Here is a 14,995-nt window from a genome sequence, read left to right as displayed (position 1 = left end):
CCCTCCCGCGCCGTGCGGGGCAATGCTAAGGGTCGCCCATGTGGACGTTGCCGAACATCCTCACGCTGTCGCGCATCCTGGCATTGCCATTGCTCGCGCTGTTCCTCTGGTGGCCCAATTGGCCGCAGGGCTATCTGATCGCGTTTGTGATCTATGTGCTGATGGGCGTGACCGACTATTTCGACGGCTATCTCGCGCGAGCGCAGGGCACGGTTTCGAAGCTGGGCATGTTCCTCGATCCCATTGCCGACAAGATCATGATCGCCACGGTGATCCTGGTTCTGGTGGGCAAGCAGGTGATCGTCGATTGGCATCTGATCGCCGCGCTCGTCATCCTGGCGCGCGAGATCGCGGTATCCGGGCTGCGCGAGTTTCTGGGCGGCATCCAGGTGTCGGTGCCCGTCACGCAACTGGCCAAGTGGAAGACGACGCTGCAACTCGGCGCGCTTGGGTTCCTGGTCTTTTCGCGCGCCGCGCCGGAATGGACCTGGGTGCTCGATACCGGGCTGGTGTTCCTGTGGGGCGCGGCTGCGCTCACCGTCATCACCGGCTGGGATTATCTGCGGGTCGGCCTGAAGCATATGGATAGCTGATGGACCTGCTCTATTTCGCCTGGGTCCGCGAGCGCATCGGGATCGGGCATGAGCATGTCGATCCGCCCGAGGCGGTACGCAACGTTGCCGATCTGATCTGCTGGCTGGCCGGACGCAGCTCCGGCCATGCCGAGGCGCTGCGCGAGCCGGGCAAGCTGCGGGCCGCGATCGACCAGAAGTTCGTGCCGCTCGATGCGCTTCTGGGCAATGCGAAGGAAGTGGCGATCTTCCCCCCGGTAACCGGCGGATGATCCGCGTATCGGTGGATACCGCGCCGATCGCGCTGTCGCAGGAAGTGGCGGCGCTGGAAGAGCGCGGGGCAGGGGCGGTCGCGACCTTTACCGGCGTGGTCCGGGGCGAGGGCGGCGTTACGGCGCTGGAGCTTGAGCATTATCCCGGAATGACCGAGGCCGTGCTGTGCGACCTTGCCGAGGCGGCGACCGAGCGCTGGGGGTTGCTGGGAGTCACCATCGTCCACCGTGTCGGCAGGATGACGCCCGGCGAGCGCATCGTCTTTGTCGGCACGGCGGCAGGCCATCGGCGCGAGGCGCTGGACGCCTGCGCCTATCTTATCGACCGGCTGAAGACCGATGCGCCTTTCTGGAAACGCGAGCAGCGCGGGGACGCTGCGGCATGGGTGGAAGCGCGCGAAAGCGACTCTGCCGCCGCCGGGCGCTGGGATTAGGCGCGGCCCAGCACCTCTGCCAGCAAACGGAAATCGCGCTCGCGCGGGCTTGCCTTTCGCCAAACCAGGGCAATGTGCCGCACGGCATTCTCGGCCTCGAGCGGGCGGGCGCTGACGTCGGTATGCTTCAGGATGCCGGCATCCACCGCCATCTGGGGAAGCATCGTCACGCCCAGGCCGTTGTCCACCATCTGCACCATCGTGTGCAGCGACGTGCCCATCATCGTCGCTTCGGCGCGCAGCTCCGGGCGATTGCATGCCGACAGGGCGTGGTCCTTCAGGCAATGCCCGTCTTCGAGCATCAGCAGCCGCGACGCATCGATCATCGCGGGCGCGATCGTTGGCGAGGGGTCCATCTCGCCGTCGCGGAAGGCGACGAACAGCCGATCATCGAACAGGGGCGCGGTCTCGACCTCGCCGCAGGCATAGGGAAGCGCGAGCAGCACGCAATCGGTGCGGCCATGATGCAGCCCTTCACAGGCCTGGCTGCTGGTCTCCTCGCGCAGGAAAAGCTTCAGGTCGGGATAATCCTTTCGCAGGCGCGGCAGGATTCGCGGCAAGAGGAACGGCGCGATCGTGGGGATCACGCTCATCCGCATCTCGCCGGAAAGCGGGCGGCCCGCGGCGCGCGCCAGATCGCCCAGCTCGTCGGCCTCGCGCAGAACCCGCCGCGCCTTCGCCACGATTCGCTCGCCGAGCGGCGTGAAGCGCACCACCCGCCGCGTTCGCTCCACCAGCACCACGCCGATCAGCGTTTCCAGTTCGCGAATGCCTGCGGAAAGCGTGGATTGCGTGACGAAGCAGGTTTCCGCTGCCCGCCCGAAATGCCCGGCATCGTGCAGCGACACCAGATATTGGAGCTGCTTGAGCGTGGGCAGATAGGTTGTGGACACAGCCGGAGACTTATCGCCTAAATCGATCAATGACTAGAGAATAAACGATTGGAACGTTTAAGCGGCATGCCTATATCGCGCTGCAGCAGATCATTGCTGCGACGCAACTCATTCCGGAGATAGAAGCATTATGCTGACCGTTGGCGACAAGTTTCCCTCGATCACCGTTCCCGTCCAGCAGGGCGTAGCAGCGCTTCCCGCCGGTGAGACGCTCGATCTCACCACCGCGTTTCCGGGCAAGTGGAAGGTCCTGTTTTACTGGCCGAAGGACTTCACCTTCGTCTGCCCGACGGAAATCGTCGGCTATGCCGGGCTGAAGGGCGACTTCGCCGACCGTGACGCCGTGCTGATCGGCGCTTCGACCGACACCGCGCACGTCCACTTCGCATGGCGCAAGTCGGATCCGGATCTGGAAGCAGCCGACTTCCCCTGGCTCGCCGACAACGGCGCGGTTCTCGCCAACGCGCTCGGCATCGTCGACGCCAACGAGCATGTCGCTTTCCGCGCCACCTTCACGATCGATCCGGACAACGTGATCCAGGCGGTGCAGGTCAACGGCCTGAACGTGGGCCGCAACCCGCAGGAAACGCTGCGCGTGCTCGACGCTCTGCAGAGCGATGAGCTGTGCCCGTGCAACTGGAACAAGGGCGACGACGTCCTTCGCCCGGCCGCGTAATCAACCAGCCCCCGGCGCGGGGACTCCTCCCCCTCTTTGCCCCGCGCCAGTTTCAAACGGCATCACGCTGCCCCCAGCGTGATGCCGTTTGTCTGACAGGAGACTCAAAATGTCGCTCAAGACCTTCGCCGAAGCGCTTCCCGATTTCGCCAAGGACATTCGCCTGAACGTCGGCAGCCTGGTCAACGATCAGACGCTGGGCGATCAGCGCAAATATGGCCTGATCCTCGCTTGCGCCCACGGCACCGGCTACAAGCCGATCGTCGACGCCGCCGAAGCCGAAGTGGCGGGCAAGCTCAGCGAGGAGGCCGCCAATGCGGCGCGCGCTTCCGCCGCGGTGATGGCGATGAACAACGTCTATTATCGCTTCGCGCATCTTGCCTCGAACAAGGAGTATCTGTCGCTCCCGGCGCGGCTGCGCATGAACGTGATCGGCGCGCCCGGCATCGACAAGGCCGATTTCGAGCTGTTCAGCCTCGCGGTCAGCGCGATGAACGGCTGCGGCATGTGCATCGATTCGCATGAAAAGGTGCTCAAGCAGCACAATGTGCCTGCCCAGGTGATCCAGGATTCGGTGCGCTTCGGCGCGGTGATCAAGGCGGCCGCTACGGTGCATTCGGCGATCAGCGCGAACTGAGCGCGTCGCCAGCCCGCCCCGGGGCGGATTGGAACTCAACGATGACGACGACAACCAATCCGCTCCGCGGCATATTGCTGTTCGTGGCGAGCCTCGCGCTTTTCGCGTGCATGGACACCACCACCAAATATCTGGCGGCACGCCATGACGTGCCCCTGATCGTCGCGGCGCGGTATATCGGCAATCTGCTGCTGATGCTCGTGCTGCTCACGCCGCGTCATGGCGAAAAGCTGCTGCGTACCGAGCGGACCGGCATGGCCGTGGTGCGTGCATTGTGCCTCGCGGCGTCGTCCGTGCTGGTCGGCTTCGCGCTTCAGCGGATGCCGGTCGCCGAAACCACCGCGATCAACTTCCTCGCACCGATGCTCGTCGTCGTCGCGGCAGGTCCGTTGCTGGGCGAGAAGATCGGCTGGGTGGGGTGGGCCGCTGCATTGTTCGGTTTCACGGGCGTGCTGCTGATCGTCCGGCCCGGCAGCGGGCTGGAGCCGATCGGCGTGATCTGCGCGCTCGCCGGGGTCGCGGCCGCAATGGGATACCAGATGCTGTCGCGCGTGCTGGCCGCGAGCGAGAGCACCATTGCCCTGTTATTCTATACCGCGCTTGCGGGCTCGATCATCTTCGGGCTGGCGCTGCCATGGTATTGGACGGGGGAGACTCCCCCGCCGTTCGAGATGCTGCTGTTCGCCAGCCTGGGCGTCTATGGCGGCCTGGGCCATTTCCTGCTCACCGCAGCCTATCGCCATGCGCCCGCATCGCTGCTCGCGCCCACCAACTATCTGCAATTGCTATGGGCGGGGCTGCTCGGCTGGATGGTGTTCGGGCATCTGCCAGATCGCATCACCGCGCTCGGCATGGCGATCGTCGCGCTTTCGGGCGTTGCGGTAGCGCTCCATGCGCGCCGCCCACCCGTGAAGCGCGACCTTTAGGCGAGAGCGCGGTACAGCCCGTAGATGCTGGTTATTGTCAGCACCACGCCGACCAGCAGCATCAGCGTCTTGGCCTCGATCCGCTTGGCGAGCAGCGCGCCGAACGGTGCCGCGACCACGCCGCCGATCAGCAAGCCGACCGTTGCCGCAGTAAACGCTTCCCAGCCGAGATGGGTGATGAACGCAGCCGAAATCGTCACCGTCACGAAGAATTCGGCCGTGTTGACCGTGCCGATCGTCGTGCGCGGGCTCGATCCCTGCACGAGCAGATTGCTCGTCACAACCGGACCCCAGCCGCCGCCGCCCGCAGCATCCAGGAAACCACCCGTCAGCCCGAGCGGCTCGACGATCTTCGGTGCCTTCTCCTTCGGCGGATAGTGCCGGCTGCGCCACAGCAGGTACAGGCCGATCGAGATCAGATAGGCCAGCACGAACGGCTTGGCCGCCTCGCCATCGATATTGGATAGCACATAGGCGCCCAATGCGCCGCCGATCATGCCGGGTATCGCGATCCGCAGGAACAGCTTCCAGTTCACATTCTTGTGCAGCGCGTGGCTGATGCCGGAGACCGCCGTGGTGAAGCTCTCCACGGTGTGGACGCCCGCGGACGCGACTGCCGGCGGCACACCCAAGCTAAGGAGCAAGGTGTTAGAGATGACGCCGAAGGCCATGCCGAGCGCGCCATCGACCATCTGTGCCGCAAAGCCAACAAGAATGAAGGGAAGGATATCCGATAGCTCGATACCGAAAATCATCCGCGCTCTAATCCCTGCTGTTGGACGAGTGACATGCCGCCCGGGGCGAAATCCGACAAGATACATCGTGTTTAGACGAGACAAGCTCAGGGTGAGGTGTTCTGGAAATCCGCCCGACAAGCGCCTAAATGAACGCATCAAAGGGGAACCGGCCATGTTCCGTCGTCTGAATGCGTATCTCGATTCGATCCGCGCCCGCGATCCGGCGCCGCGCAGCCGCGCCGAAATCCTGCTCTATCCGGGCGTGTGGGCTCTCGGCTATCATCGCGTGGCGCACAGGCTCTACAAAGCGAACTGGTTCTTCCTGGCCCGGCTGGTCAATCACTGGTCGCGCTGGTTGACGGCGATCGACATTCATCCGGGTGCCACGATCGGCCGCAATTTCTTCATCGATCATGGCTTCGTGGTGATCGGCGAGACTGCGCAGATCGGAGACGACGTCACCATCTACCAGTGCGTCACGCTGGGCGGCACCAGCCCGGACAATGGCGTGGCGGGCAAGCGCCACCCGACGCTATCGAACGGGGTGATCATCGGATCGGGCGCACAGGTGCTGGGCCCGATTACCGTGGGCGAGCGGGCGCGGATCGGCGCCAATGCGGTGGTGACCAAGGACGTGGTTCCCGGCGCTACGATGGTCGGCATCCCGGCCAAGGCCACGCTGATCGAATCCGAAGCCGGGCAGCGGCAATTCGTGCCCTATGGCACGCCGTGCAGCGAGATGTTCGATCCCGCAACGCAGAAGCTTGAGCTCATGCGCTGCGAGCTGGAGACGATGCGCAAGCGGCTCGATGCATTGCTGGCCGAACGTGAGGATCATCGCGATCGTGCGTAACTGATGGGAACGGTTACCCCGCTGCCGGTCGGCCGTCCCGCGCAGGTAGGTTTCGAGCGCCTTGAGCTTACGCGAATCCTGGATCTTTATGGCCGCATGGTCGCGGCGGGGCACTGGAAGGACTATGCCATCCAGTTCGATAACGACGCGGCGGTCTTCGCGGCATTTCGCCGCGCTGCCGAACGTCCCGAATACCGGATCGAAAAGCGCCCGGCCCTGCGCAATCGCCAGGGCATGTGGGCGCTGGTCAACGAAAGCGGCATGATCCTGAAACGCGGGCACGAATTGGGGCCGGTGCTGGCCCCGGTAGAGCGCCGGTTGCTCAAGCTGGTCGGCGAATAGAAAAGGGCCCGGGAGTCACCTCCCGGGCCCTTTCTCATCGTGCCCGATAGCTCAGGCTACTGAAAGCTGCTGCGTAGGGGGCAGGCGCTCGCCAACCCCGCCCAGCATTCCGACCACCGCGCGCCGCATCGGTTGCCAGAAGGCGGAGAGCATCAGCAGTGCAGAGCCGATCACCAATGCGGTAAGTGCAGCAGCCAGCTCGACCGCGCCGGACTGCTGGAACAGCGCGTACATCGCCCACAGCACGTAAACCAGGCTGGATACGAGCAATGCGCGCCGGTCCACCGCCAGCGCGATGCAGGCGAAGGCGACGTAGAGCACCAGCACCACGCCGGCCATCGCGATCGAGATCTGGCCGTCGAACACGCCGAGCATGTGGAAGATCGGATGCGCGATCAGCGGGGCTGCGGCCAAGTGCAGCCAGAAGGCGACGTCGCTGCGGCGGGTGCGGCGCTCGCGGTCGCTCATGTCCCAGCGCATCGCGAGTGCGAACACCAACAGGCCAGCGCCGAGCAGGATCGGGTTGATCGCTTCGTGCGAGCCCGGAATGAACGCCATGATCGCGCCCACGGCGACGCCAACCAGCGCCATCGCACCAACCGCGACCGTGATCGGCACCATGAAGCGGCGCCAGTGCATCCAGGCAGCGATGGCGGTCACCACGCCGGTGGAGATCGAGATCGCGCCTGCGAGCTGGCGCTGCTGCATCTCGGTGGTCAGGTTGAACTGCTCGGCCAGCCAGGGCGTGTTCGCAGCGAAGATACCGCCGATCAGCGTGAAGACGCCACCGGTGAAACCGAGCAAAAGCAGGATGCTGGGCAGCGCCATGCGGCGCTGGCGCGTGAAATATTCGGCGAGCAGCCAGCTCGTGACCGCAACCGCGCCCCCGGCGATCGCGATCGACGTGCCGAACTGGCGCGGACCTTCAAATGCTTGATTACCGATGATTTTCGAGCCGATGTAAAAGCCGATCCAGGCCACTGCGACCAGGATCAGCATCGCCGCGATCGAGACGAAGATATCGTTGAAACCGGTGAGAAGCCGGAAATGCTCCTCATCGACGGCGGGAGCCGAGCGGCCCTCCGCGACATGGTTGCGAAACGCATTGGCGGCTTCGGGGGTGAGCACCCCTGCCTCCACCGCATTCGCGAGATCGATTTCGCTATACATGGGGCATTCCTCCTCCTGTTATGGAAGAGTATAACACCAGTGTATTAGCGAAGCAATACGCCGCTTCCTCTCCGCGCAACGGGGAGGAGGAGGGGGGTCAGCCCTTCAGCTTGCTCATGATCACCATCGATTGTTCGGCACCCGAATTGGGCACGGTCTCACCGGTGCGGTCGATTATCTCGGACCATTGCGCGGCCACCGCCTCGGGCGTCGCCTCGGTCAGCCGCGCGCCGGGGGTCATGGTCACATAAGCGGCATGGACCACGCCTGCGCCCGCGCCGATGATCATGTTGGTCGGCGCGTCCTTGCTGACCAGATAGAGCGCGGCGGGGGCGACATTCTCTGGCGAGAAGAGCTTGAAGGCTTCCTCGGGGAAGATGTCCTCGGTCATCCGCGTGCCCGCGACCGGCGCGATGGTGTTGACCTTGATGCCATATTTCGCGCCTTCGAGATGGAGCGTTTTGGTCAGGCCCGCTAGGCCCAGCTTGGCGGCACCATAATTTGCCTGGCCGAAATTGCCGTACAGGCCGGTCGAGGACGCGGTCATCAGGATGCGGCCGTAATTCTGCTCGCGCATCGTCTCCCACACCGCCTTGGTGCAGTTCGCCGAACCGTTGAGGTGCACGTCCACGACGAAGCGGAAATCCTCCGGCTCCATCTTCACGAAGCTCTTGTCGCGCAGCACGCCGGCATTGTTGATCAGGATATCGATACGGCCCCAGCGCGCCTTGGCCTGCTCGACCATCTCGACCATCTGGCCATAATCGGTGACGCTGCCACCGTTCGAGAATGCCTGTCCGCCAAGCGCCTCGATCTCTTCGACGACCTTGAGCGCCGCGTCGGAGTGGCCGGTGCCATCGCGCGCGCCGCCGAGATCGTTGACCACCACCTTCGCGCCGCGCCGGGCGAGTTCGAGCGCGTAGGCGCGACCGAGCCCTCCACCAGCTCCGGTCACGATCGCAACGCGGTTCTCAAACGAAATGGTCATGGGAATGCGCTCCACTGAAATCAGTGGGCGCATCCCTAACCGTCAATCCCGGCGGGTCAAATCCCGCCGCGCTGGCGGCAATGATCGGTCACCGTGCGCGAGCAGGGCGGGTGGCTTTTGGGGTCGGCCGGAATGGGGGCCGCGGCGGGGGGCGGCGGGGCGGTATAGGTGGTAGCCGGCGCGGCAGGCGCTGCCGGAGCCTCTGGAGCGGCGGGCGACGCATCGCCCGTCACGCTCCGTCTCGTTACGCCGTCGCTCCGTCGATCAGCCGCCGCGCTGGCGGCACCCGTCGAACTGGCCGCGCTTGCAGATCGGATAGCTGTCCTTCGGCGGCGGGGGCGGGAATGCCTCGGTCGGCGTCTGCGGGTTGGGCACAAACACGACAGTCGCGCCGGGGGTCGGCGTGCCGTTGAACAGCGGCGTGGCGGGGGCATAGCCGCCCAGCCTGCTCGCGCCATCGTTGGTCGGTGCCTCCGCCTTCTGCGCCGAAGTCTGCGGCACATCCTGTGCGATCGCCGTCCCGCCAAGGGCAAAGGCTGCCGCCAGAGCAATGAGCTTCATCGGTTTTCTCCTGCAACGAGCGTGTTTCGTCGCGCTCGCATCAGGCAACGCAGCTGTGCCGCGCTTAGTTTCCCGAATCCAGCGCGTAGCCGGCGGAGCGCACGGTGCGGATGATATCGGGCCGCCCGCCCTGGTTGATGGCCTTGCGCAGTCGGCGGATATGCACGTCCACCGTGCGGCTCTCGATATCGCTGTCATGTCCCCAGACGCTGTCGAGTAGTCGTTCGCGCGAGAAGACATGACCAGGATGCTCGAGGAAATGCTTGAGCAGGCGGAACTCGGTGGGACCCAGCGCCACGTTCACGCCGCCCCGGCGGACCTTGTGCTGCACGGTGTCCATCTCGACGTCCGCATAGAGGAGCGATTCACCCGCCAGCGCGGGCCGCACGCGGCGGAGCACCGCGCCGATCCGGGCGACCAGCTCACGCGGGGAAAAGGGCTTGGTGACATAGTCATCCGCCCCGGTCTCAAGCCCGCGGACGCGATCCTCCTCCTCGCCGCGCGCCGTCAGCATGATGATCGGCACATTGGCGGTCTCGGGCATGCGGCGCAGGCGGCGGCACACTTCGATGCCCGAAATCCCCTCGACCATCCAGTCGAGCAGCACGATATCGGGGGCAGCCTCCTTGGCGAGCATCAGCGCTTCCTCGCCATCGGGCGTGTGGCGGACCTCATAATCCTCGCGCTTGAAATGATAGCTGACCAGCTCCGCGATCGCCGGATCATCCTCGACCAGCAGCATCTTCACCCGGGCCATCAGGCGTCGCTCTCGGTTCGGTCGGCAAGTGTGCTGCCGGTGGCGGCGAAATAGACCATCTCGGCGACGTTGGTCGCGTGATCGCCGATCCGCTCGATATTCTTGGCGACGAAGAGCAGGTGCGAGACCTGGCTGATCGTCTGGGGGTTTTCGATCATGAAGGTCACCAGCGTGCGGAAGATGCTGTCGTAGAAATCGTCGAGCGCGGTGTCGCTCCGCCAGACATCCTCCGCCGCCGCCGCGTCGCGGGCCGAGAAGGCGTCGAGCACGTCGCGCACCATGTCGCTGGCCATCCGCGCCATGGTGGGCAGGATCGAGACGACTTCGATGCGCTCCGATCCGTCCGAATGGATCAGCGGCACGCGCTTGGCGATGTTCTTCGCATAGTCGCCGATCCGCTCGATCACGCCGCCGATCTTGAGCGCGGCGACCACTTCGCGCAGATCGTCGGCCATCGGGGCGCGTAGCGCGATCACGCGCACGGCAAGCCGCTCGACCTCCGCCTCGATCGCGTCGATCGCCTTGTCCTTCTCGCGCACCTCCTTGGCGAGCTCGGTATCGCCGCGCGCCAGCGCCTTCATCGCATCATGGATCGCCTGTTCGGCCAGCCCGCCCATCTGCGAGATCAGCCCGCGCAGTTCGCCGATATCCTGGTCGAATGCCTTGACGGTATGTTCCGCGCCCGTGCCCATCAGCCGTACCTTCCGGTGATATAGTCCTTGGTCCGCTCCATCCGGGGCGCGGTGAACATCGCGTCCGTCTCGCCATATTCGACGAGCGTGCCCAGGTGGAAAAATGCCGTCCGCTGGCTCACCCGCGCCGCCTGCTGCATGTTATGCGTGACGATGACGATGGCATAGCGCCCGCGCAGTTCGCCGATCAGTTCCTCGATCTTGGCGGTGGCGATCGGATCGAGCGCCGATGCGGGCTCGTCCATCAGGATCACTTCGGGGTCCACCGCGATGGCGCGGGCGATGCACAGCCGCTGCTGCTGCCCGCCCGAAAGCGCGGTGCCGCTGTCGGATAGCCGATCCTTTACCTCGTCCCACAGGCCCGCGCGGCGCAGGGCGGATTCGACGATCCCCTCCAGTTCGCTGCGCGACGCGGCCAGCCCGTGGATGCGCGGGCCGTAAGCGACATTCTCGAAGATCGACTTGGGGAACGGATTGGGTTTCTGGAAAACCATGCCGACCCGGGCGCGAAGCTGCACCACGTCCATCGACGGCGCATAGATATCCTCGCCGTCCAGCGTCACCAGACCCTCGACGCGGGCCCCTGCGACGGTATCGTTCATCCGGTTGAAGCTGCGCAGGAAGGTCGATTTGCCGCAGCCCGAAGGGCCGATAAAGGCGGTGACCTTGTCCATGTCGATATCGATCGAGACATTCTTCACGGCCTGTTTGTCGCCATAGAAGACGCTGACGTCGCGGGCCGACATTTTGGGGGTTTGTTCGGTCATCACCAGCGGGTCTCGAATCGGTTGCGAAGGTAAATGGCGAGGCTGTTCATGGCGAGCAGGAAGGCCAGCAGCACGAGGATCGCCGCGCTGGTCTTCTCGACAAAGCCGCGGCTGACCTCGTCGGACCAGAGGAAGATCTGCACCGGCAGCACGGTCGCGGGATCGGTGAACCCGCCCGGCGGCTGGACGATGAAGGCGCGCATGCCGATCAGCAGCAGCGGCGCGGTCTCGCCCAGCGCGCGCGCCATGCCGATGATCGTGCCGGTGAGGATGCCGGGCATGGCGAGTGGCAGGACATGGTGGAATACCACCTGCACCGGGCTGGCGCCGATGCCGAGGGCCGCGTCGCGGATCGAAGGGGGCACGGCCTTGATCGCGTTGCGGCTGGCGATGACGATGACGGGCATGATCATCAGCGCGAGCGTGACGCCGCCGACCAAAGCCGCCGAGCGCGGCAGGATCGGCCCGAAGCGTACGCCCATCACTTCCCAGGTGCCGAGGAACACCGCGAGCCCGAGCAGCCCGAAGATGATCGAGGGCACCGCCGCCAGATTGTTGATCGAAACCTCGATCAGATCGGTCCAGCGGTTTCGCGGCGCATATTCCTCCAGATAGATGGCGGAGAGCACGCCCACCGGAAACGCGATCAGGAAGGTGATCGCCATGGTCAGTAGCGAACCCTTGAGCGCGCCCCAGATGCCCACCGCCACGGGATCGGTGGAGTCCGACATGCGCAGGAAATCCGCGTTGAAGCCGGTGCTGACGAGGCCAGCAGCCTTTAGCCGCTCCGCGAGCGCCTGCGCTTCGGCGGTGCCGTCACCGCGCAGAGCCTGATCCAGCCTGGTCGAGGCCGGCACGGGGATGCGCACCGCGCGATCCAGGTTGGTTGGATCCTGCTTGATCGCCTCGCGCACCTTCAGCCAGGCATATTCGGATATCGCATCCTCGCCGCCTACGCCGAACTGCGTTGCGGCCGCGCCCTTCACGGTGTTTTCCAGCTCGGCCCCGGCCAGCGCGAGGTCCGCGCCGGGGGTGCGCAGCACGGCGCGGTCCACCGGCAGCGCTGCGGCCTTGAAGTCGATCGTCAGTGCCACATCGGTGCGCACGAAGCCGCGCCAGCCCTGTGACACCATCGTCGCGAGCAGGAAGGCGAGGAACGCGGCAGACAGCACCACCGCGGCTAGCCCGAACAGCTTGAACCGGCGCTCGGCGGCGTAGCGGCGGGCGATGCGCTTCTGCATCGCCGGGGCGTTCCAATCCGTTGGGGTGCGGTCGGCCTGGGCGGGCAGGGGGCTATTCATACGCCTCCCGATATTTTTTGACGACGCGCAGCGCGACGATGTTGAGGATCAGGGTGATGACGAACAGCGTCAACCCCAGCGCAAAGGCGGCGAGCGTCTTGGGGCTGTCAAACTCCGCATCGCCGGTCAGCAGATCGACGATCTGCTTGGTGACGGTAGTGGCGCTCTCCAGCGGGTTGAGCGTGATGTTGGCGGCACCCGATGCGGCCATGACGACGATCATCGTCTCGCCGATCGCGCGGCTGACGGCCAGCAATATGCCCGCGACCACGCCGGGCAAGGCTGCGGGGATCAGCACCTTGCGGATCGTCTCGCTCCGGGTCGCGCCCATCGCCAGCGATCCGTCGCGCATCGCGGTGGGCACGGCGGCGATCGAATCGTCGGCTATCGAAGATACGAACGGGATGATCATCACGCCCATTACGAGGCCGGCGGCGAGCGCGCTTTCGGAACTGGCGAAGGGCATGCCGAGCATCACCGCGAGGTCGCGCACCGCAGGCGCGACGGTCAGCGCTGCGAAATAGCCATAAACCACGGTCGGCACGCCCGCGAGGATCTCAAGGATCGGCTTCATCCAGCGGCGCACGCCGGGCGCTGCATATTGGGTCAGGTATATCGCGCTCATCAGCCCGAACGGAATCGCGACGATCATCGCGATCACCGCGCCGATGAAGAATGTGCCCCAGAATAGCGGCACAGCACCCAGCGACTTGCCCGGATCGTTCGCGTCGATGACCTGCGGGCTCCAATGCGTGCCCAGCAGGAAATCGGTGATCGGCACCTGCCCGAAGAAGCGCAGCGATTCCCACAATAGCGAAAGGAAGATGCCGAGCGTGGTGAGGATCGCGATCAGCGATGCAAGCAGGAGGAGCGACATCACGCCGCGCTCCACCCGCGTGCGCGCCTTGAACCTTGCCTTGATCCGCGTGAACGCCAGCGCGCCGCAGGCAAAGGCGAGCAGCACGCTCACGCCCGCGCCGATCCAGCCATAATAGGATATCGCCGCGCGGGTGGGGGCGACAAGCTGCTCGGCCACCGGATCGAACGCTGTCGCGCTGCGATCCCGGGCTACGCGCTTGGCCTCGGCAAGCAGGGCGTCGCGCTCGAAGTCAAAGGCGGGAAGCTGCGCGGCGGCGGGATGCTGGAGCACGGCGTCCTGCACCAGCCGGGGCGTCATGCCGCTCCACACTGCGATGAACAGCAATGCTGGAAGCACGGTCCAGATCGCGACGTACCAGCCATGCTGTCCGGGGAGCGAGTGCAGCCGTTTTGCCCCGCCCAGCTCGAAGCTGGCGGCGCGGGCGCGTGCGGTGAGCCAGCCGATCAGGCCGAGCCCTGCGACGACGAAGATGAGCGCGAGCGCGCTCATCAGTGCAGCCCCTCTGCCGTCATCGGCGTGCGCAGCTCGACCTCACGCACCGCAGCGGCGCGCACATCGTCGGGCGCGGCGATCAGCCCGCGCTGCGCCAGCTTGCCCTTGGGATTCCACATCGCGGTGTAGAGCTTCAGGAAATCGGCAAGGCCGGGCACGGCGCGCAGATGGCGCTTCTTGACGTAGAGGAACAGCGGTCGCGCGCCCGGATAGCTCTTGTCCGCAATCGCGGCATAGCTGGGGGTCACGCCATCGATCGGCACGCCGACCAGCCGGTCGTGGTTTTCCTCGAGATAGGAATAGCCGAACACGCCGACGGCATTGGGGTTGGCGGCGAGGCCCTGCACGATCAGGTTATCGTTCTCGCCCTTGTCGATATAGGCCCCATCGTCGCGGATGCGCTTGCAGCGCAGGTCATAGGGGGCGCTGTCCTTGGCGGCCTTGAGCGCCTTGGCCTGCGGGTCTGCTTCCTCGCATCCCGGCTCGATCACCAGCTCGACCAGCGCGTCCCGCGTACCGCTGGTCGCGGGCGGACCCATCACCTGGATGGGGATAGCGGGCAAAGCGGGGTTCACGTCGCGCCAGGTGCGCGCCGCATTGGGCCTGCCCAGCGGATTGGCGGCCAGCGCGAGATAGACGTCGCGCTTCGAGAGCTTCAGCCCGGGGCCGCGATTGCTTTCGGCAAGCGCGACGCCGTCCACGCCGATCTGGATCTCCATGATCTCGCCGACGCCGTTCTTCTCGCACAGCGCGAATTCGGACTTCTTCATCCGGCGCGATGCGTTGGCGATGTCGGGAAACTCCCAGCCCACGCCCTCGCAGAAGCGCTTGAGGCCGGCGCCGGTGCCGATCGATTCGATCACCGGCGCACGCCGGTCACCGCCCTGATTGACGAAGGCTTCGGCAACGGCGGTGGTGAAGGGATAGACGGTCGACGATCCGACCACGCGAATCTCGCGCGCGCTGTTGCCGTCGCACGCGCCGAGCGCCAGCGCGCCCAACAGAAGGATAAGAGAATCGGCCCGCTTCACGCGGACCCTCTCTT

Annotated in this window: 19 protein-coding genes; 8 read left to right on the top strand and 11 right to left on the bottom strand. The window is 65.4% G+C overall.

Translation table 11 applies throughout. The features are described 5' to 3' along the window. The first annotated feature begins 38 nt into the window (after positions 1-38). Genes pgsA through SSO01S_RS11705 form a run of 3 tightly spaced genes read left to right on the top strand, consistent with a single transcriptional unit; the run spans position 39 to position 1,278 of the window. The gene (pgsA, locus tag SSO01S_RS11715) at positions 39-593 is read left to right on the top strand and encodes a CDP-diacylglycerol--glycerol-3-phosphate 3-phosphatidyltransferase (protein WP_066798904.1); all 555 of its coding nucleotides are present in this window, start codon (positions 39-41) and stop codon (positions 591-593) included. Continuing rightward, positions 593-844 carry a molybdopterin converting factor subunit 1 gene (moaD, locus tag SSO01S_RS11710; protein WP_066798903.1) on the top strand — a complete coding sequence of 84 codons (252 nt, stop codon included), beginning with the start codon at positions 593-595 and terminating at the stop codon, positions 842-844. Before pgsA ends, moaD begins: the two co-directional genes overlap by 1 nt. Further along, positions 841-1,278: a molybdenum cofactor biosynthesis protein MoaE gene (locus SSO01S_RS11705; RefSeq protein ID WP_066798901.1), complete on the top strand. Its 438-nt coding sequence runs from the start codon at positions 841-843 to the stop codon at positions 1,276-1,278. The genes moaD and SSO01S_RS11705 overlap by 4 nt, the downstream gene beginning before the upstream one ends. Here the strand turns inward: SSO01S_RS11705 and SSO01S_RS11700 are convergent. After that, positions 1,275-2,171, bottom strand: coding sequence for a hydrogen peroxide-inducible genes activator (locus SSO01S_RS11700; RefSeq protein ID WP_066798900.1), 897 nt, complete (start codon positions 2,169-2,171; stop codon positions 1,275-1,277). The two genes, SSO01S_RS11705 and SSO01S_RS11700, sit on opposite strands and share 4 nt — an antisense overlap. A 130-nt stretch (positions 2,172-2,301) precedes the next feature. On the opposite strand from SSO01S_RS11700, the gene SSO01S_RS11695 reads away from it, so the two are divergent. The 3 genes from SSO01S_RS11695 to SSO01S_RS11685 all read left to right on the top strand — a co-directional run bounded on the left by SSO01S_RS11695 (position 2,302) and on the right by SSO01S_RS11685 (position 4,410). Next, complete coding sequence (locus SSO01S_RS11695) at positions 2,302-2,847, top strand: peroxiredoxin (RefSeq protein ID WP_066798898.1); 546 nt, start codon at positions 2,302-2,304, stop codon at positions 2,845-2,847. A gap of 109 nt (positions 2,848-2,956) precedes the next feature. Next, complete coding sequence (locus SSO01S_RS11690) at positions 2,957-3,484, top strand: carboxymuconolactone decarboxylase family protein (RefSeq protein ID WP_066798897.1); 528 nt, start codon at positions 2,957-2,959, stop codon at positions 3,482-3,484. A 41-nt stretch (positions 3,485-3,525) separates the two neighbouring features. Beyond that, a complete protein-coding gene (locus SSO01S_RS11685) occupies positions 3,526-4,410 on the top strand; it encodes a DMT family transporter (protein WP_066798896.1) in 885 nt (294 codons plus the stop codon). Here SSO01S_RS11685 and SSO01S_RS11680 read toward each other — a convergent pair. Continuing rightward, positions 4,407-5,165: a sulfite exporter TauE/SafE family protein gene (locus SSO01S_RS11680; RefSeq protein WP_066798894.1), complete on the bottom strand. Its 759-nt coding sequence runs from the start codon at positions 5,163-5,165 to the stop codon at positions 4,407-4,409. The two genes, SSO01S_RS11685 and SSO01S_RS11680, sit on opposite strands and share 4 nt — an antisense overlap. A 154-nt stretch (positions 5,166-5,319) precedes the next feature. Between SSO01S_RS11680 and epsC the strand changes: the two genes are divergently transcribed. Together epsC and SSO01S_RS11670 are read left to right on the top strand one after the other, a co-directional pair. Beyond that, positions 5,320-6,000 carry a serine O-acetyltransferase EpsC gene (gene epsC / locus SSO01S_RS11675; protein WP_066798892.1) on the top strand — a complete coding sequence of 227 codons (681 nt, stop codon included), beginning with the start codon at positions 5,320-5,322 and terminating at the stop codon, positions 5,998-6,000. Positions 6,001-6,003: 3 nt separating this feature from the next. Then, positions 6,004-6,342 carry a DUF2794 domain-containing protein gene (locus SSO01S_RS11670; RefSeq protein ID WP_066798890.1) on the top strand — a complete coding sequence of 113 codons (339 nt, stop codon included), beginning with the start codon at positions 6,004-6,006 and terminating at the stop codon, positions 6,340-6,342. A 51-nt stretch (positions 6,343-6,393) separates the two neighbouring features. On the opposite strand, the gene SSO01S_RS11665 is transcribed toward SSO01S_RS11670, so the two are convergent. The 9 genes from SSO01S_RS11665 to SSO01S_RS11625 all read right to left on the bottom strand — a co-directional run bounded on the left by SSO01S_RS11665 (position 6,394) and on the right by SSO01S_RS11625 (position 14,981). Then, on the bottom strand, positions 6,394-7,512 hold the full coding sequence (locus SSO01S_RS11665) for a hypothetical protein (RefSeq protein ID WP_066798889.1): 1,119 nt from the start codon (positions 7,510-7,512) through the stop codon (positions 6,394-6,396). Between the two features lie 97 nt (positions 7,513-7,609). Next, positions 7,610-8,500, bottom strand: a complete 891-nt coding sequence (locus SSO01S_RS11660; protein WP_066798883.1) for an SDR family NAD(P)-dependent oxidoreductase — start codon at positions 8,498-8,500, stop codon at positions 7,610-7,612. 264 nt (positions 8,501-8,764) lie between these two features. Next, entirely contained in the window at positions 8,765-9,061 is a 297-nt protein-coding gene (locus tag SSO01S_RS11655) for a hypothetical protein (protein WP_066798882.1), read from the bottom strand. Positions 9,062-9,125: 64 nt separating this feature from the next. After that, a complete protein-coding gene (phoB, locus tag SSO01S_RS11650; protein ID WP_066798881.1) occupies positions 9,126-9,818 on the bottom strand; it encodes a phosphate regulon transcriptional regulator PhoB in 693 nt (230 codons plus the stop codon). After that, positions 9,818-10,510 (bottom strand): phosphate signaling complex protein PhoU, encoded by a 693-nt coding sequence (gene phoU, locus SSO01S_RS11645; RefSeq protein WP_066798878.1) that lies wholly within the window; start codon positions 10,508-10,510, stop codon positions 9,818-9,820. Before phoU ends, phoB begins: the two co-directional genes overlap by 1 nt. Continuing rightward, on the bottom strand, positions 10,510-11,277 hold the full coding sequence (pstB, locus tag SSO01S_RS11640; RefSeq protein WP_066798876.1) for a phosphate ABC transporter ATP-binding protein PstB: 768 nt from the start codon (positions 11,275-11,277) through the stop codon (positions 10,510-10,512). Before pstB ends, phoU begins: the two co-directional genes overlap by 1 nt. After that, entirely contained in the window at positions 11,277-12,578 is a 1,302-nt protein-coding gene (pstA, locus tag SSO01S_RS11635) for a phosphate ABC transporter permease PstA (protein ID WP_066798874.1), read from the bottom strand. Before pstA ends, pstB begins: the two co-directional genes overlap by 1 nt. After that, positions 12,571-13,947, bottom strand: a complete 1,377-nt coding sequence (gene pstC / locus SSO01S_RS11630) for a phosphate ABC transporter permease subunit PstC (protein ID WP_066798872.1) — start codon at positions 13,945-13,947, stop codon at positions 12,571-12,573. The genes pstA and pstC overlap by 8 nt, the downstream gene beginning before the upstream one ends. After that, positions 13,947-14,981, bottom strand: coding sequence for a substrate-binding domain-containing protein (locus SSO01S_RS11625; RefSeq protein WP_066798871.1), 1,035 nt, complete (start codon positions 14,979-14,981; stop codon positions 13,947-13,949). Before SSO01S_RS11625 ends, pstC begins: the two co-directional genes overlap by 1 nt. Between the last annotated feature and the right edge of the window lie 14 nt (positions 14,982-14,995).

The organism is Sphingomonas soli NBRC 100801 (genome assembly GCF_001591025.1).
Taxonomy (GTDB): Bacteria; Pseudomonadota; Alphaproteobacteria; order Sphingomonadales; family Sphingomonadaceae; genus Sphingomonas; species Sphingomonas soli.
Note: the sequence above shows the minus strand (reverse complement) of the source record. Positions and strands in the feature narration are given on the sequence as shown.